Origin of the sequence: Synechococcus sp. PROS-7-1, from assembly GCF_014279795.1 — a bacterium.
In the GTDB taxonomy this organism is placed as follows: Bacteria; Cyanobacteriota; Cyanobacteriia; order PCC-6307; family Cyanobiaceae; genus Synechococcus_C.
The window spans coordinates 2,049,988-2,065,194 of sequence record NZ_CP047945.1 but is presented as its reverse complement, the minus strand read 5'-3'; the positions used below and the strand labels follow the sequence as shown (position 1 = coordinate 2,065,194).

18 protein-coding genes and 1 tRNA gene are annotated in these 15,207 nt (G+C 60.8%); 8 read left to right on the top strand and 11 right to left on the bottom strand.

Annotation, left to right across the window (positions count from 1 at the left end):
• Positions 1-21 precede the first annotated feature (21 nt).
• Together SynPROS71_RS11290 and SynPROS71_RS11285 are read left to right on the top strand one after the other, a co-directional pair.
• Positions 22-420, top strand: a complete 399-nt coding sequence (locus SynPROS71_RS11290) for a VOC family protein (RefSeq protein ID WP_186595161.1) — start codon at positions 22-24, stop codon at positions 418-420.
• Positions 420-2,804, top strand: a complete 2,385-nt coding sequence (locus SynPROS71_RS11285; RefSeq protein WP_186595159.1) for an endonuclease MutS2 — start codon at positions 420-422, stop codon at positions 2,802-2,804. Before SynPROS71_RS11290 ends, SynPROS71_RS11285 begins: the two co-directional genes overlap by 1 nt.
• Positions 2,805-2,824: 20 nt before the next feature.
• Here SynPROS71_RS11285 and SynPROS71_RS11280 read toward each other — a convergent pair whose 3' ends face one another.
• Positions 2,825-4,057, bottom strand: a complete 1,233-nt coding sequence (locus SynPROS71_RS11280) for an ABC transporter ATP-binding protein (RefSeq protein WP_186595157.1) — start codon at positions 4,055-4,057, stop codon at positions 2,825-2,827.
• A gap of 59 nt (positions 4,058-4,116) precedes the next feature.
• Here SynPROS71_RS11280 and obgE point away from each other — a divergent pair, with 59 nt between their 5' ends.
• Complete coding sequence (gene obgE, locus SynPROS71_RS11275) at positions 4,117-5,106, top strand: GTPase ObgE (protein ID WP_186595155.1); 990 nt, start codon at positions 4,117-4,119, stop codon at positions 5,104-5,106.
• Between the two features lie 94 nt (positions 5,107-5,200).
• Entirely contained in the window at positions 5,201-5,383 is a 183-nt protein-coding gene (locus tag SynPROS71_RS11270; RefSeq protein ID WP_186595153.1) for a hypothetical protein, read from the top strand.
• A gap of 94 nt (positions 5,384-5,477) precedes the next feature.
• On the opposite strand, the gene SynPROS71_RS11265 is transcribed toward SynPROS71_RS11270, so the two are convergent.
• Complete coding sequence (locus tag SynPROS71_RS11265) at positions 5,478-5,696, bottom strand: CP12 domain-containing protein (protein ID WP_186595151.1); 219 nt, start codon at positions 5,694-5,696, stop codon at positions 5,478-5,480.
• Positions 5,697-5,854: 158 nt separating this feature from the next.
• On the opposite strand from SynPROS71_RS11265, the gene SynPROS71_RS11260 reads away from it, so the two are divergent.
• The gene (locus tag SynPROS71_RS11260; RefSeq protein ID WP_186595149.1) at positions 5,855-6,313 is read left to right on the top strand and encodes a hypothetical protein; all 459 of its coding nucleotides are present in this window, start codon (positions 5,855-5,857) and stop codon (positions 6,311-6,313) included.
• On the opposite strand, the gene SynPROS71_RS11255 is transcribed toward SynPROS71_RS11260, so the two are convergent.
• The 3 genes from SynPROS71_RS11255 to SynPROS71_RS11245 are packed head-to-tail and all read right to left on the bottom strand — an operon-like array spanning position 6,294 to position 9,825.
• A complete protein-coding gene (locus SynPROS71_RS11255; RefSeq protein ID WP_186595148.1) occupies positions 6,294-8,204 on the bottom strand; it encodes an ABC-F family ATP-binding cassette domain-containing protein in 1,911 nt (636 codons plus the stop codon). The two genes, SynPROS71_RS11260 and SynPROS71_RS11255, sit on opposite strands and share 20 nt — an antisense overlap.
• Positions 8,201-8,839 carry a DUF2301 domain-containing membrane protein gene (locus tag SynPROS71_RS11250; protein WP_186595147.1) on the bottom strand — a complete coding sequence of 213 codons (639 nt, stop codon included), beginning with the start codon at positions 8,837-8,839 and terminating at the stop codon, positions 8,201-8,203. The genes SynPROS71_RS11255 and SynPROS71_RS11250 overlap by 4 nt, the downstream gene beginning before the upstream one ends.
• Positions 8,836-9,825, bottom strand: coding sequence for a glutathione S-transferase C-terminal domain-containing protein (locus SynPROS71_RS11245; RefSeq protein WP_186595146.1), 990 nt, complete (start codon positions 9,823-9,825; stop codon positions 8,836-8,838). The genes SynPROS71_RS11250 and SynPROS71_RS11245 overlap by 4 nt, the downstream gene beginning before the upstream one ends.
• A gap of 50 nt (positions 9,826-9,875) precedes the next feature.
• Here SynPROS71_RS11245 and SynPROS71_RS11240 point away from each other — a divergent pair, with 50 nt between their 5' ends.
• Positions 9,876-10,799: an aspartoacylase gene (locus SynPROS71_RS11240; protein WP_186595145.1), complete on the top strand. Its 924-nt coding sequence runs from the start codon at positions 9,876-9,878 to the stop codon at positions 10,797-10,799.
• 2 nt (positions 10,800-10,801) lie between these two features.
• Here the strand turns inward: SynPROS71_RS11240 and SynPROS71_RS11235 are convergent, their stop codons facing one another.
• The 4 genes from SynPROS71_RS11235 to SynPROS71_RS11220 all read right to left on the bottom strand — a co-directional run bounded on the left by SynPROS71_RS11235 (position 10,802) and on the right by SynPROS71_RS11220 (position 12,233).
• Complete coding sequence (locus tag SynPROS71_RS11235; RefSeq protein ID WP_186595144.1) at positions 10,802-11,170, bottom strand: hypothetical protein; 369 nt, start codon at positions 11,168-11,170, stop codon at positions 10,802-10,804.
• 75 nt (positions 11,171-11,245) lie between these two features.
• Positions 11,246-11,608 (bottom strand): hypothetical protein, encoded by a 363-nt coding sequence (locus SynPROS71_RS11230; RefSeq protein ID WP_255442140.1) that lies wholly within the window; start codon positions 11,606-11,608, stop codon positions 11,246-11,248.
• 100 nt (positions 11,609-11,708) lie between these two features.
• Positions 11,709-12,059: a hypothetical protein gene (locus tag SynPROS71_RS11225; RefSeq protein ID WP_186595142.1), complete on the bottom strand. Its 351-nt coding sequence runs from the start codon at positions 12,057-12,059 to the stop codon at positions 11,709-11,711.
• Positions 12,060-12,092: 33 nt separating this feature from the next.
• Positions 12,093-12,233, bottom strand: coding sequence for a hypothetical protein (locus SynPROS71_RS11220; RefSeq protein WP_186583367.1), 141 nt, complete (start codon positions 12,231-12,233; stop codon positions 12,093-12,095).
• 211 nt (positions 12,234-12,444) lie between these two features.
• Between SynPROS71_RS11220 and psbA the strand changes: the two genes are divergently transcribed.
• Positions 12,445-13,524, top strand: coding sequence for a photosystem II q(b) protein (psbA, locus tag SynPROS71_RS11215; RefSeq protein ID WP_006040880.1), 1,080 nt, complete (start codon positions 12,445-12,447; stop codon positions 13,522-13,524).
• A gap of 50 nt (positions 13,525-13,574) precedes the next feature.
• Here the strand turns inward: psbA and SynPROS71_RS11210 are convergent, their stop codons facing one another.
• Positions 13,575-14,741, bottom strand: a complete 1,167-nt coding sequence (locus SynPROS71_RS11210; protein WP_186595141.1) for a DUF389 domain-containing protein — start codon at positions 14,739-14,741, stop codon at positions 13,575-13,577.
• 83 nt (positions 14,742-14,824) lie between these two features.
• Positions 14,825-14,897: transfer RNA gene (locus tag SynPROS71_RS11205), tRNA-Thr, on the bottom strand.
• Between the two features lie 82 nt (positions 14,898-14,979).
• Here SynPROS71_RS11205 and SynPROS71_RS11200 point away from each other — a divergent pair.
• Positions 14,980-15,201, top strand: a complete 222-nt coding sequence (locus SynPROS71_RS11200) for a DUF3493 domain-containing protein (protein WP_186598058.1) — start codon at positions 14,980-14,982, stop codon at positions 15,199-15,201.
• The last annotated feature ends 6 nt before the right edge of the window (positions 15,202-15,207 follow it).

The following is a 15,207-nucleotide window of genomic DNA, read 5'->3' as shown; positions in this document are numbered from 1 at the left end:
ATTTGATTCGATATCCGGTCCATGCCAGTGGTGGAGCGCCTAGGCCACGTCGCCATCCGCGTTGAAGATATGGACAGGGCTGTGGCTTTCTATTCCCAGTTGGGAATGGAGATGGTCTGGAATGCAGACGACTGGTGCTACATGGAAGCCGCTAAGTCCCGTGACGGTCTCGCTCTGCTTGGACCGAACTACAAAGCTGCAGGTCCGCACTTCGCGTTCCACTTCCGTGACCGTGCCGAAGTGGATGCGGTTCACGCTCAATTGAAGGCTTCGGGTGTGGCCGTCGGTGCCGTTCATGATCATCGCGACGGCACTGCCTCCTTTTATCTGCGTGATCCGGAGGGCAACTGGCTGGAAATGCTCTACGAGCCTCCTGGTGGCATTCCCTCCAATCAACCAGGAGCAACCGCAGCCGATTGATGTCTGCACTTCAGGAAACCCTGGAGCTGCTGGAGTGGCCGCGGCTCTGTGACCACCTCGCCAGTTTCGCCAGCACCGTGCAGGGACGTCGTCACTGCAAAATCGATCCCCTTCCCGCCTCGCTCGCAGCCAGCCTCACGCTTCAGGCTCAGACCTTGGAGATGGCGTCCCTGGATGGTGTTCTCGACGGGGGGCTGAGTTTTCAGGGTGTGCGTGATCTCGCTTCAACCTTGTTGCGTTGCAGTAAAGGGGGAGTCGCCTCGGGTGAGGAGCTTTTAGAGGTGGCTGACACCCTGGCTGCTGCCCGCCGTCTGCGCCGCCAGATCGATGAACCGGAGTTGCGTCCTGTCTGCACAACCCTGCTCGAGGATGTGGCGACCTTTCCCGATCTCGAGCAGCGCCTGAAATTCGCCATCGAAGAAGGGGGACGGGTTGCCGATCGCGCCAGCCCTGGTCTCGATGGTCTGCGGCGGCAATGGCAGGAGCTGCGGGCCAGGCGCCGGGACAAGTTGCAGGACGTGATCAGGCGTTGGGCCGCCCATCTCCAAGACACGGTGATTGCCGAGCGCCACGGCCGGCCCGTCCTGGCCGTGAAAGCCGGTGCAGGTGGACAGTGCCCGGGAATGGTGCACGACAGCTCCGCGTCCGGCAGCACGGTGTTCGTGGAACCCAAAGCAGTGATCGATCTGGGGAACAGGCTTGCTGATGTGGATGGCCGGATCCGTGAGGAGGAGCAGCGCGTGCTCGCTGAGCTCAGTGCGGCTGTCGCTGAGCAGGTTGAGGGTCTCGAGCATCTGATGGGGGTGCTGCTCAAACTGGATCTGGCCCTGGCGCGCGGCCGCTATGGGCAGTGGCTCGGTGCAGTCCCTCCCCGTTTGGAGTCAGCCGTTGATGCACCGTTCGAGCTGAAAACGCTCCGCCATCCGCTGCTCGTCTGGCAGGAGCGCAAAGAGCAGGGACCCACCGTGGTGCCCGTCAGTGTGGAGGTGTCGTCCTCGCTGCGTGTGGTGGCGATCACTGGGCCGAACACCGGTGGTAAAACCGTCACCCTGAAGAGCATCGGTTTGGCGGCCTTGATGGCCCGGGCAGGGCTGTGGGTGCCGTGCAGTGGCAGCCCCACCCTTCCCTGGTGTGCCCAGGTGCTCGCTGACATCGGCGATGAGCAATCGCTGCAGCAGAGCTTGTCCACCTTCAGCGGTCATGTGAAACGGATCGGTCGCATCCTGGAGGCGATTCGTTCCGGGCCGGCTCCTGCTCTGGTGCTGCTGGATGAGGTCGGTGCCGGTACTGATCCCAGTGAGGGCACGGCTCTGGCCACAGCACTGTTGCGCACCCTGGCCGATCGTGCACGGCTCACCGTGGCGACCACCCATTTCGGCGAGCTCAAGGCTCTCAAGTACAGCGATTCGCGCTTTGAGAATGCCTCGGTCGCCTTTGACAGCGACACGCTGTCGCCCACCTATCACCTGCTCTGGGGGATCCCAGGTCGCAGCAATGCGCTGGCGATCGCCACCCGTCTGGGGCTGGAAGGCAGTGTGATCGATGAGGCCCGCGCCCTGCTCTCTCCCGCAGGCGATGGTGAGGTGAACACCGTGATTCGTGGCCTGGAGGAACAGCGCATGCGCCAACAGGCAGCGGCGGAAGACGCCGCTGCCCTCCTGGCACGGACCGAACTGCTGCATGAAGAACTCCTGCAACGTTGGGAGAAGCAGAAACAGCATTCCGTTGAACGGCAAGAACAGGGACGACAGCGCCTGGAGACCTCGATTCGTGCTGGGCAGAAAGAAGTGCGTCAGCTGATCCGCCGGCTTCGCGATGACCGTGCTGATGGCGAAACCGCTCGAAAAGCGGGACAGCGACTGCGCAAACTGGAGGATCGTCACCGTCCTGAGCCAGAACGTCGCCGGCATCAAGGCTGGCGACCGCAAGTGGGAGATCGCATCCGCTTGCTGGCCCTGGGCAAAGCCGCCGAGGTCCTGAAGGTGTCCGACGATGGTCTGCAGCTTCAGGTGCGCTGCGGCGTGATGCGCAGCACCGTTGAGCTGTCGGCAGTCGAGAGCCTGGACGGCCGCAAGCCTGACCCCCCAGCTGCTCCGGTGGTGCAGGTGCAGGTGAAGGCTCGGCGGGGGAGCGGCAGTGCCGAGGTGCGGACATCAAGGAACACCGTGGATGTGCGCGGAATGCGCGTTCATGAAGCCGAGTCGGCTGTGGAAGAGTTGCTGCGCGGTGCGAGCGGTCCTGTGTGGGTGATTCACGGCATCGGCACCGGACGGCTCAAGCGTGGCCTCAGGGACTGGTTTCAATCCCTGCCGTATGTGGAACGGGTTGTGGATGCCGAACAGGGAGACGGGGGGGCAGGCTGCAGCGTGGTGTGGGTGCGTTGAGGGCTTCCACCAGTGTCACTTCAGCTCAGGTTGGGCAGAAGTGGCTCGTTGTCGCTCGACCGGGATGATTGGGGCCTGGCAATGGCCTCTCCAAGACGATCGAACAGTCGCCATGCGCTGGGCTCGGCTTCCAGGTGCACGCGGGATCCCGGTCGGGCTTCGAGGTCAGGATCGGCCCGAACCTGAATCAAGTGGCCGCCATCGAGCAGTCGGCAGGTGATCAGTTGTTCGTTGCCTAAAACTTCGCTGTGACTGACATCCGCTGGAAGGTTGCGGTTGGTCGCTGGGGCAATCCGAAGCTGTTCTGGGCGGATTCCGCCGTTCAGATGCTGGCTTTCAAGAGCAGGCAGGGCATCGGCCAAGGCGCCTTCGACTGGTAGGCGACGCTCACCCAGCAGCAGGGTTGCCGCTGAGCCCACTGTCACGGGAAGCACATTCATCGGCGGGCTGCCGATGAACTGAGCAACAAACAGATTTGAGGGCCAGCGGTAGAGCTCCATTGGTGTGCCCAGCTGCTGGAGCCGGCCCTGATTCAGCACCGCGATCCGGTGCCCCATGGTCATGGCTTCCACCTGATCATGGGTGACGTACAGCGTGGTGGTGCCCAGCTGTCGCTGCAGATCAACGATGCGCGTGCGGGTGCTTCCGCGCAACTTGGCATCGAGATTGCTCAGAGGCTCATCCATCAGGAAGACGTCCGGTTGCCGTGCCATGGCCCGTCCCAGCGCCACCCGCTGTTTTTGGCCCCCAGACAGTTCCTTCGGGAGCCGATCCAGCAGCTGATCCAGTTCGAGGGCTTCGGCGACCTCATTCACCCGGATTTCTAGGCGCGCTTCCCGGGGAGAACTCAGCGAGAGAGGCTGAGGAAAGCGTCGGGTGGTGCGATGCAGCTGGTCCTCGATTTGCTGCAGAACAGTGCGCTTGCGGCTTCGCCTCAATCCGAATCCCAGGTTGTCGCGCACGCTGAGGTGGGGATAGAGCGCGTAGCTCTGAAACACCATGGCCACATTGCGCTGGGCCGGTCGCAGGCGACTAACAGGATGATCTCCGATGAAGATTTCTCCGGAACTCGGAGTTTCCAGGCCCGCCATCAGGCGCAGGAGGGTGCTTTTCCCGCAGCCTGATGGGCCGACCAGCACCAGAAATTCCCCGTCTTCAATCGTCAGAGAGAGCTCACGGATCACTTCGACAGGATCGGACCCTCCCCGGGGTGGATAGCTCTTGCTGAGCGCCTCAAAGCGAACGCCTGCCAAGCCCAATCTCCGGCACTGCACGATCCTAGGGTTGGTGGTTGGGCCCATCGAGGGGTTTCGTGCAGTTCATCGATCAGGCACGCATCACCGTGCGGGGAGGGCGCGGGGGCGACGGCATCGTGGCCTTCCGAAGGGAGAAGTACGTCCCTGCCGGGGGACCTTCGGGCGGAGATGGTGGGCACGGTGCCGATGTGGTGCTGGAAGCCGATGCCAACCTCCAAACTCTTCTGGATTTCAAATACAAGCGTCTGTTCGCGGCCATCGACGGACGTCGGGGTGGCCCCAATCGCTGCACCGGTGCCTCCGGGCAACCTCTGGTGATCCGAGTGCCGTGTGGCACCGAGGTGCGCCATCTCACGACGGGGATCCTGTTGGGTGATCTCACGAACCCGGGTGAAAGGCTCACGGTGGCCTTCGGCGGGCGAGGCGGTCTCGGGAATGCGCACTACCTCAGCAATCGCAACCGAGCTCCTGAGAAGTGCACCGAAGGCAGGGAGGGCGAGGAGTGGCCTCTGCAACTCGAGCTCAAGCTGCTCGCTGAGGTGGGCATCATCGGGCTCCCCAACGCGGGAAAAAGCACCCTGATCAGTGTTCTCTCCGCAGCCCGTCCCAAAATTGCTGACTATCCCTTCACCACCCTGGTGCCGAATCTCGGCGTGGTGCGCAGGCCCTCGGGGGACGGCACCGTGTTTGCAGACATTCCAGGGTTGATTGCGGGCGCGGCCCAAGGCGCTGGCCTGGGCCATGACTTTCTACGCCACATCGAGCGCACCCGCTTGCTGATTCATCTGGTGGATGGCGGGGCCGACGATCCTCTCGGCGATCTGCGTGTGGTGGAAAAGGAGCTCGAGGCCTATGGCCATGGGCTGGTGAGCCGTCCACGCCTGCTGGCGGTGAACAAACTCGAACTTCTCGATGAGCAGGGGAGAGAGGAACTGCTGGAGAGTCTGGAGGCCTCGAGTGGGCGTCGTCCTCTGCTGATTTCCGCTGTGATGGGAAAGGGGCTGGATGCCTTGCTGGATCAGGTCTGGCAGCAGCTCGGCGTGTGACAGCCTCCGGTTTGCCCCGGTGTGCGGGGGCACATCCGCCCTTGTCCGATGCCGGTGTCCCGGCGATAAAGGACATGAGGATGAACCCAATCTCATGACTTTTTTCAGTTGCTTTGACGATCAGGGACAACTGATCGCCCGTTGTCAGACCCGTGAAGAGATCGAAGCCCTTCGTCGCCGCGGGCGTCCGATCGCCGAGATTCGCGAGATGAAGCCGGAGGAGTCGGTGGTCTGCAGCCTCACCGGTAGCCCTGCGGACTTCAATGAAGACCAGTGAGTCTTCAGAAGCCCCATGGGCAGGGGGATTTAAAAGCAAAAAGCGGGGCAATCGCCCCGCTTTTCAATGGCACTGAATGGTGAACGGTGAGGCGTCAGTCGTCGTAGACCCGACATTCGTCAGCTTCGGGATTGGCTTCGCAGTAGAGCTCCAGAGGCGTTGGATCGTGGGAATCTTCGGGGTGCTCTTTTTTGTATTCCTGCAAAGACTCCAGCTCTTCACTGATGTGACGAACCTTGGCATCGTTCCCTTCAGCCTTGGCCGACTCGAGTTCGGACTGGTCCTTTTTGATGTGCTCGTCGATGGATTTCATGGAATCGTTGGCGCGTCCAGGCCAATGGCGACGTCCACACCATACGGCTGATGGGCGGACGTGCCAGCGATGAGGGCGGAGACGAGGTTTCCGTAACAACACGCTTGCCACGCACTTGTGTTAACAGCTACCAGAAGATCAGCGTGTGCATCGATCCCATGGTGAGGATCCAGCAGCGACAAGGTCGCCATTTCATGGACGAAGAGGGAAGGGTCTTTTGGATCAACGGCCCAGAAGGCTTCTGCTACCTGTCAGAACAGCGGCAATGGCGATCGGGTCTGACATTCCATCAAGTTCTGGAGTGGAAGCAGTGCGCTCCTTCGGGGCTTGTCAGTCAACGCTTCAGTTCCATCAAGGCAGCCTGCGAGGCGTTTGAACACAACGCGGTGCAGTGGTCACTCGATCTTTACCTGCGGCAGATGGGCGACCAGATGGCCTTGCATCGTTCGGTGAGCGATTACAAGCCCACAGCCATGAAGCTGGCTGAAGCTTCTGGTGGTGGATCCCAGCCAGCTCCATGGGCAGGACAGCCACAGCAGCCTTTGAGTTGCCCTTTGGCCTCAGAGCCTTTGCATCCCCGTCGACGGCGTCGCTCACTCAAGGAGCCAGTTCACTGAGTTCCAACCAGCGCTCTTCGCTCTCTTGAAGTTGCTCGAGCAGTGCGGCCAGATCGTGACTGAGATGGGTGAGGTCACCTTGCCCTGATCCAATCGCCTCCTCAAGATCGGCCTTGCGCTTTTCCAGGTCTGGCAGTGTCCGCTCCAGCGTCTCTAGCTCTCTGGACTCTTTGAAACTGCGGCGGCGTGGGCCTGAATCGGCTGATTTCGCTGGCTTCTTCTTGGGGTTGGCGGACTCTTTCGGAACAGATGATGGCGCGGAGCTGCTCTTCTCCAGGGCGCGTTTGTGCTCAAGGAAGGCGCTGTAGTTGCCCTCGAACCGCTTCAGGCGACCGTCTTCGAAACAGAACAACCGATCAATCGTGCGGTCGAGGAAATAACGATCGTGCGACACCACAACGACACAACCACGGAAATCCTCGAGTAGATCCTCAAGAACACTCAGGGTCTGGACGTCGAGATCGTTGGTGGGTTCGTCCAGTAACAGCACATTGGGCGCCTGGATCAACATCCTGCACAGGCTCAGACGCCTGCGTTCGCCACCCGAGAGTTTGTTGAGAGGGCTGTGCTGTTGGGCTGGGGGAAACAGGAATCGTTCCAGAAGCTGGGATGCACTCAACTGTTCGCCACCGAGGTCGATCCTGGAGGCCGCCTCTTCCACAAATTCGATCACCTTGCGCTCGAGACCGCGTCCCTCGCTGAGAGCATCGGTGTGCTGGTCGAGGTAGCCGAGGTGAACCGTGTCACCAAGCCGCAGGGAGCCGGTGGTGGCCTGGCGGCGGCCAGCGATGAGATCGAGAAGGGTGGATTTCCCGCTGCCGTTGGGGCCGATGATCCCGACTCGATCCTCGGGACTGAAGCTGTAGGTGAAATCCCGCAGCAGCGAGGGCCCTCCCGGCTGGCCATTTGCTGTCACGGACAGCTCTTCGGCCTCGATCACAACTTTGCCGATGCGCCGGCCGACGCTGCTCATCGCGAGCTCCTGCTTGGCTTGCTTCACCGGTGCGGCCTTGAGGGCTTCAATCCTTTCGATCCTGGCTCTCTGTTTGGTGCTTCTTGCTTTCGGCCCTTGGCGCAGCCAGGCCAGTTCGCGACGCATCACGCTCTTGAAGCGCGCGGCCTCTGCGGCATTGGCCACCTCTTGGTCGGCCTTGCGTTGCAGATAGGCGCTGTAATTTCCGTCGATGCTGCTGGCAACCCCCCGTTCAACTTCCACGATCCGGCGCGTCACCTGATCCAGCACGTACCGATCGTGGGTCACCAGAACCACGGCGCCTGGATAGCGATCGAGCCAGCTCTGCAGCCACTCCACTGCCGCGGCATCGAGATGGTTCGTGGGTTCGTCCAGCAAGAGAACATCCGGGCAGGCCACCAGGGCGGAGGCCAAACCCACCCGTTTGCGGTATCCGCCCGAGAGATCCTCCACGGGTCGGTGCAGGTCGGTGATTCCTAGCCGTTGCAGCACCTCCTGGCACTGCTGCTCCAATGCCCAGGCTTCCTCTTCATCCATGCGTTCGCTGAGCGCTCCCAGCTCACCCATCAGGGCCATGTCATCCGGGCTTTGTGCAACGGCTTCTGAAACCTCGCTGAAGCGCAGCAGTAGATCCCGTTTCGCTCCGCATCCAGCAAGAACCTGCTCCAGCACCGTCAGTCCCGGATTCACTCGGCTGTCCTGCCCCACCAGTTCCACTCGCAGTCGGCCTGAGCAGCGACGCTCTCCACTGCCGAGGGGTTCAAGCCCTGCGAGCACCCTCAATAGGGTTGATTTTCCGGCTCCGTTGGGGCCGATCAGGCCGAGGCGGTCTCCCTCCCGCACATGCAGGGTGAGGCCTTCAAACAGTGTGCGGATCCCGAAGTCCTTGGACGCATCAACAAGGCTGATCAGACTCACGGGGTGACGACGTTGCGCTGCGCTTCCAGGTAAGCAAACACGCTCTTGTCGCCGATATCAGCGGCTGGGTCCATTCCGAATTTACGGATCGCCATCATCACAAGGAGAAGAGCAGCAGTCGTGAGCAAGGCAAGGCAGACGTCTGCTGGGAGCAGATTGATCAATCTCCCAAGGAGGGCGATGGGGAGCAGCAGGGTGAGGCCGATGGCCTCGGGTCTGCGGAAACAGAAGAACTCTTTGAAACCGATGCCCGCCATTGCCGCGAACAGGGGACCGATCGCCAGAATCCACAAGGGTTGGCGTTGCAGGGTGGTTAGCGCAGCGGCCGGGCCGTTCAGAGCCAGCAAGACGCACCATCCCAGACATCCCAGTAACCAGAACAGCTTCAAGGCCTGGTGCAACGGACGCAGGTAGATGTGAATCCAGCGCAGGGCCAATCCGAGGGCCGAGGCGAGTGGCAACACCCAGAGCCAGGCCAGTTCACTGCCGAGCTGCCACCACTGCAGCAGACCGGCACTGAGTGCGAGCCCGCTCACGAGCAGCGCGATCCGATACCGATGCACCTCTCGCCGATCCTGTTCGGTGATTGCAAAAGAGCCATAGACGCCTTCGAACTGGCAATTGGCTTCGGTCATGGCAATGCCGGGGAACGTTCTATCAGTGTGCAGAGATCCGGTCCCGCTGGAATGATGCCGCCGGGATTCAACGGGAACAGGGCGCCGAAATAGTCGGCACGCCAGGCCTCGCCATCGCAGGTTTCGGCAACCCCTGGCAGGGTGTAGAAGGATTGGCGCCAGCGCCACAGCGCCGGGAACATCCACAACGGCTGGGCGTTGCATCCAAAGAGCGGGGCGTAGACCAGCTCCCAGCGGATCAACGTGGGGAACAGGCACACATCCGCGATGGTGGGTTGGGCGCCGCAGAGCCAGGGGCCCTGGTGCTGCAGTGCGGCCTCCACCTCGTCGAGAGCTGAGAACAAGGCTGCGCTGGCCTCGTTGTAAGCCTTCTGCGTGCGTGCGAAGCCGCAGCGGTAAACGCCGTCGTTGACAGCAGGTTGCAAGAGTTGGAGCCAGCGTTGAATGCTTGCCTCTAAAGCGGTGGGAGCCAAGTCCATGGCCCCTTCCCCCCCTGGCCATTGATTGAGCGTTTGGGTGAGTGCAGCGCTGTCATTCCCCAGGAGTTGGGGTGTGGGATCAGCTCCACTCCCTGGATCGATCAGAGCTGGGACGGTGGCTCTGTGATGGGGCGGAGTGCCGCAGTGCCGATACAGCGCGAGCAGGGACTCACAGCCCAACCAGGGTGGAACAAGGGACCAACGTCCAGCGCGGTGGTCAGCTGTGGCCATGAGCAGGGTGACGGTACCTTCCAGCCGACGCAGTCGATGCATCAGCCAGGTGCGATGGGCCCAAGGGCAGCTTCTGCCGATCACCAACCGTGGACGCTGTGCGTCGGTACGGAGTTTCAGCCCCGACCTGTCCGGAATCAGCACATCCATTCGGTCGCTCGCAGGGCGCTGGTAACGCCCTTCGTTGTCAGCCGGTCCAAGCCCCTGCATCAGCTGACGCCACTGCCACCGCCAGCCCTCTCTGGCGGTGGCAACAACCAGAGGAGGCAAAGCCATGGTCGATCAGTGACAAGTGGTGTCAGTCTGGGTGCGTTGCCAGGTGCTGGATGGTGAGGCCTCGGGTTTTAGTGGTGGCCGGCACCCACGGCAATGAGATCAATGGGCCCTGGTTGCTCGACCAGTGGCAACAACATCCGAATTTGGTTGATTCTCAGGGTCTCGACGTGCAGCTGGCAATCGGCAATCCTGCAGCTTGCCTGCAGGGCCGGCGCTACCTCGACCGCGATCTCAACCGTTCCTTTCGCCCTGACCTTCTCGAGAAGGCCTCCTCGATGCCTGCTGAGGCGGATCGGGAAATGTTGCAGGCACTGGCATTGCTCGAGCAATTCGGTCCGAAGGGGCAAACGCCCTGCGATCTGGTGGTGGACCTGCACAGCACCACCTCAGCGATGGGCAATTGCCTGGTTGTGTATGGACGCCGACCTGTTGATTTGGCTCTGGCGGCGTTGGTTCAGCACCGACTGGGCCTCCCCATTTATTTGCACGAAGCGGACTCGGCGCAGCAGGGGTTTCTCGCGGAGCGCTGGCCTTGTGGTGTGGTGATTGAGGTGGGACCCGTCCCCCAAAACGTACGTCGCTCGGACATCGTGCTGCAGACCCGCTTGGCTCTCGAAGCTCTGATGGCGGGGATCGCTGCGGTTCGTGATGGGACTGCTCGCTATCCCGACCAGGTTGTGATTCACCGCCACCTGGGCAGCTTGGATCTGCCGAGACGCAGCTCGGGTGAGCCCGATGCTCTGGTTCATCCCAATCTTCAGGGGCGCGATTGGCAGCCCTTGAAGGGAGGGGATCCCCTGTTCATCAATGCTGAATCAAAACCTCTCGGTTTTGAAGGAGAGGATGGGGTGGTTCCTCTCTTTATCAACGAAGCGGCTTACGCGGAGAAAGCCATCGCTCTGAGCTTCAGCAAACAAGAGACCTGGCCTCTTCCCAGGGACTGGAAAGAGGCGTTGTCCCAACTCCTGTGCTGATCTCAGCGGGGCGATCCGTTGTAGATGATGTTGGTGACGCTGCGGCCGTCGGGAGCCACCTGAATCTCGGTTTCCGTGGTGGGGTTGCTTCCGTTTTCAGGCCAGCCTGGTTTGCCGCCCAGAAACTTGAAGGTGTAGCCGCTGGCATCGTCCGTCACCAAGCATTCTCCACCCCCACCACTGGTATTGAACATGCAGGGCTGGGGGCGATAAACGCTGAGACCACCGTTTTCTGTGACGGCGGTGTTACGGGCCAGATTCAAGGCTCGGATCTGGGATGCGGGAACAGGAGCCTGAGCAAGCGCGGGTGCGCCGGCAAGGGTGCTTGTGCCCACAATCAGAGCCAAAGCGGACAGATTGGAAAAATTCATGGTCTTTTGACAGACCTCCCTATGGCACTCACTCAGCAACGGAGTGTCAACAACATCGCCCGGAATATTGATTCGTCAGCGCAAGGGTCCGTTGTAAGGGACTTCCAGGATCCGGTCTCCATCCCTGGAGACCAGAACACTGGTTTCAAGCGATGGACTGGGTGGGTTCTGCTGCTCCCATCCGGGAGCCCCCCCCTTGAACCGGAACAGAAATCCTTCGTTGGTTTTGGACGCCAGGCATGATTGCGCCCCCGTTTCGTACATGCAGCCCGCGGCCCGATAGGACCCCAGGCCACCATTCAGGGATTCCGCACGCATGCGAGCCAGGTTGGCTGCTTTGGTCTGGGCGAATGGCAGGGATTGGTCGGCTCGGACCATCACCATCAGGCTGGTGCTGAGACCGAGTGCCATCCCGATCGATAAAGCAAGGCGACGCATCAGGGCCGTGAACTGCTGGTTGACAGCCTGAATGTTCTGGCTTGTAGATGCATGACCAACTCCTGTATCAGGAATGTCTGGGTGTGACTGGGAGCTCTTTCTAGCCACAGGCCCACGTGCCCTGCTCGAGCGTGCAGGGCAGATCAGTGCGGTCCCCGTTGGCCCAGTAGATGCGAACCCTGTCATCCGCTGTTCCGCTGCGGAAGGTGATGGATTTGATGGGACCTGGTGGCACGCGATTGCCTTGATCTGGCACTGGCGTTGCGGTGTCCAGGCGTTGTTCAAGTTGTTTGAGGCGTTCGTCCAGTCGTTGGATCGCTTGCGTCTGGGAACCGGAATCGTTCCTGTCCCGTTCTGATGAGGTTTGGCAGGAGCTGAGAAGCCCCAAAGTGAGGAGTGCTACGGCTCCGCGGGACACGTTTCTGAACGTTGATCGCAACCTCAGGGGCATGGCCTCTGATCTCAGCTGATCCAGTTTGGCGGGTCAGTGGCTTTCAACCAGTCTTTCGCTCCAGTACACAACGGCGCCCTGCGCTTCCAATTCATTGCGCCGATGGCGTGCGTGCTTGGTTGGCACGGTCTCCTCGAGACGTTGGCCAGCGATCAGCCAGCGGATCAAGACCACACGCGTCTCCTTAAGACTCACGCTAAGAACCTTAAGCGATTCTTTAGCGGTCGTCGACTCCCCGGGAGGCGAGACGGGCCGTAGCTCAACGCTTCTTCACAACGACTTCATAAAGCTGCGGAAAACTTTCGCAATGTTGCTTTACACTCTTGTTTGGCAGGGCATTCCTGCCCTTCCGTAACCGCTCTTCGGAGCCTTCTTTTCCGTACTCATGACCACCACCATTCAGCAGCGCTCCGGCGCCAATGGCTGGCAGTCCTTCTGCGAGTGGGTCACCTCCACCAACAACCGCCTGTATGTGGGCTGGTTCGGTGTGCTGATGATCCCCACCCTGCTGGCTGCCACCACCTGCTTCATCGTTGCTTTCATCGCAGCGCCCCCCGTCGACATCGACGGCATCCGTGAGCCCGTCGCCGGCTCCCTGATCTACGGAAACAACATCATCTCTGGTGCTGTTGTTCCTTCCTCGAACGCCATCGGCCTTCACTTCTATCCCATCTGGGAAGCTGCCTCCCTCGACGAGTGGCTGTACAACGGCGGTCCTTACCAGCTGGTTGTCTTCCACTTCCTGATCGGCATCTTCTGCTACATGGGCCGCGAGTGGGAACTGTCCTACCGCCTCGGCATGCGCCCCTGGATCTGCGTTGCTTACAGCGCACCTGTGGCTGCTGCCTCCGCCGTGTTCCTGGTGTACCCCTTCGGTCAGGGCTCCTTCTCTGACGGCATGCCCCTGGGCATCTCCGGCACCTTCAACTTCATGTTGGTGTTCCAGGCAGAGCACAACATCCTGATGCACCCCTTCCACATGATGGGCGTCGCAGGTGTGTTCGGTGGCTCCCTGTTCTCCGCCATGCACGGCTCCCTGGTGACCTCCTCCCTGGTGCGTGAAACCACCGAGAGCGAGTCCCAGAACTACGGCTACAAGTTCGGCCAAGAGGAAGAGACCTACAACATCGTGGCTGCCCACGGTTACTTCGGTCGCCTGATCTTCCAATACGCCTCCTTCAACAACAGCCGCAGCCTTCACTTCTTCCTGGCTGCCTGGCCTGTGGTCGGCATCTGGTTCACTGCCCTGGGCGTCAGCACCATGGCTTTCAACCTGAACGGTTTCAACTTCAACCAGTCCATCCTTGATGGTCAGGGCCGCGTCCTGAACACCTGGGCTGATGTGCTGAACCGCGCCAACCTCGGCATGGAAGTGATGCACGAGCGCAACGCTCACAACTTCCCCCTCGACCTGGCAGCTGCTGAGTCCACTCCTGTGGCTCTGCAAGCACCCGCCATCGGCTGAGGCTGAAGTCTCCAAAAGATTCAGCGTCAGTTGAATCGGAAAGCCCCCTCTCACGAGGGGGCTTTTTGTTGGGTTTCGGGTCGACCAAGCGGCAGTGCGTCACCCCCAAGGTTGTCCTTCGCTGGATCCACGTCTGATTCAGTCGGCTCAATTGCTTGTTCCGGCTCAGGTGCTGGCATTAACAGTTGTTCGGCTGCGGGTGTCGCTGGATTCGGAGCTACTTCAGGTCCGACAACATCCACCGCAGTGCGCTGCACGACCAATCGGAAATTGATGTCTTGCCGGCGGTTGATTGCTTCCTGCACAGCTGAGACCTGCTTGAAACTGGGTAGGGCTGGATCCGAGACCCGCACGATGACGCGAATGATCGGCGGATCTTGATTCCAGGCGATATCCACGCGCTCCACATCCACAGACTCCCGATCGCCGAAGGTCAGCGTCTCCCGCGTCAGAAAGCTTTCGATGGTCTCTTGAAGCAAGTCCCGGGTGCTGTCCTTCCGGGCTCTGTCCAACAGATTGAAAAAACTACTGCCGAGTGGCAAGAGGAGCAGGCCGGTGAGGGTGAAGCTTGCAGCGCTGAGATGACTGCGTCGGAACACCTGCCTGAATTCGGGATCCTTCCAGGCCATCAACACAAGGCCACCGGTGAGGATGCCCAGCAGGTTGGTGGCGAACAGCAGCCCAGCACCTGCTGCATCGTTCCACTGTTGCTGTGAGAGGAGCAGACCCATCACACACACTGGGGGAACCAGAGCCACAGCGATGGCCGTTCCTGCGAGGGAGCTCACCGCATCGCTGCGCAGCTTGGCGTAGGTGGCGAGGCCACCAGCCACCAGTGCGATCCCGAGATCCAGCAGATTCGGCGTTGTTCGGGTCAGCACTTCAGTGCCGAATCGCGGTAAATCCGCCAGGGATCCCAGCACCAGAGACAAGAGTGTGGTGCTGACCACCCCCACCATCAAGGTGCGCAGTGATCGCCCCAGCAGTTGAATCTCTCCAAGCAGGATTGCAAATGCGGCCGCCCGCAGCGGCATGATCCACGGGGCCACCACCATGGCGCCGATCACCACGGCGGCGCTGTTCGCAAGCAGCCCGAGCGTGGCGATCAGGCTCGCCCCCACGCTCAACACGATGAAGACCTCGTCGAGGGCGGCATCACGCATATGACTGCGGTGCAGCCGTTGGAGCATGCGGCTGGAGTCGCTTTCCGAGTCCATGAACCGTTCGAATCAATCTCAGCAGCCTGATGGATTCAGGATGCTGAACGACGATCCAGGCGCGGAAAGCAACAGACTTTTCAAGCCGATGACCTGACTTGAACAGGCGACCCACGCTTTACGAAAGCGTTGCTCTACCAGCTGAGCTACATCGGCGACCTATGGAAATTAACATTTGGGACCAAGCCCGTCGTCCGTGACATCAGATCAGCAGGGAAACAGGGATTTGGATCCGGCCATGCGTCAGAGACTCCTTCAGGAGTCACGCACTCCCTGGCGGGGGCTCAGACGTCTCCTCTGGGTCGCTTTGTTCGGCTCCGGTGGTCTCGGCCTCTTCGTGATGGCTTTCCGCCTCAGTGCTGGCAATCCCGTCGTTCCCAGTGACCTCTTGATCCAGATCGGAGCGGTCGTTCTGTTCGGAAGCTTGCTCTGGTTCGATCGGCCCAGAACCGAGTCGTGAGCTTTC

Excerpts from the sequence above, each read along its gene's own strand:
- SynPROS71_RS11290 (WP_186595161.1), top strand. The coding sequence starts at position 22 with ATGCCAGTGGTGGAGCGCCTAGGCCACGTCGCCATCCGCGTTGAAGAT.
- SynPROS71_RS11285 (WP_186595159.1), top strand. The coding sequence starts at position 420 with ATGTCTGCACTTCAGGAAACCCTGGAGCTGCTGGAGTGGCCGCGGCTC.
- SynPROS71_RS11270 (WP_186595153.1), top strand. The coding sequence starts at position 5,201 with ATGACTTTTTTCAGTTGCTTTGACGATCAGGGACAACTGATCGCCCGT.
- SynPROS71_RS11265 (WP_186595151.1), bottom strand. The coding sequence starts at position 5,696 with ATGAAATCCATCGACGAGCACATCAAAAAGGACCAGTCCGAACTCGAG.
- SynPROS71_RS11260 (WP_186595149.1), top strand. The coding sequence starts at position 5,855 with ATGGTGAGGATCCAGCAGCGACAAGGTCGCCATTTCATGGACGAAGAG.
- SynPROS71_RS11250 (WP_186595147.1), bottom strand. The coding sequence starts at position 8,839 with ATGACCGAAGCCAATTGCCAGTTCGAAGGCGTCTATGGCTCTTTTGCA.
- SynPROS71_RS11245 (WP_186595146.1), bottom strand. The coding sequence starts at position 9,825 with ATGGCTTTGCCTCCTCTGGTTGTTGCCACCGCCAGAGAGGGCTGGCGG.
- SynPROS71_RS11240 (WP_186595145.1), top strand. The coding sequence starts at position 9,876 with ATGGTGAGGCCTCGGGTTTTAGTGGTGGCCGGCACCCACGGCAATGAG.
- SynPROS71_RS11235 (WP_186595144.1), bottom strand. The coding sequence starts at position 11,170 with ATGAATTTTTCCAATCTGTCCGCTTTGGCTCTGATTGTGGGCACAAGC.
- SynPROS71_RS11230 (WP_255442140.1), bottom strand. The coding sequence starts at position 11,608 with ATGCGTCGCCTTGCTTTATCGATCGGGATGGCACTCGGTCTCAGCACC.
- SynPROS71_RS11225 (WP_186595142.1), bottom strand. The coding sequence starts at position 12,059 with ATGCCCCTGAGGTTGCGATCAACGTTCAGAAACGTGTCCCGCGGAGCC.
- psbA (WP_006040880.1), top strand. The coding sequence starts at position 12,445 with ATGACCACCACCATTCAGCAGCGCTCCGGCGCCAATGGCTGGCAGTCC.
- SynPROS71_RS11210 (WP_186595141.1), bottom strand. The coding sequence starts at position 14,741 with ATGGACTCGGAAAGCGACTCCAGCCGCATGCTCCAACGGCTGCACCGC.
- SynPROS71_RS11200 (WP_186598058.1), top strand. The coding sequence starts at position 14,980 with ATGCGTCAGAGACTCCTTCAGGAGTCACGCACTCCCTGGCGGGGGCTC.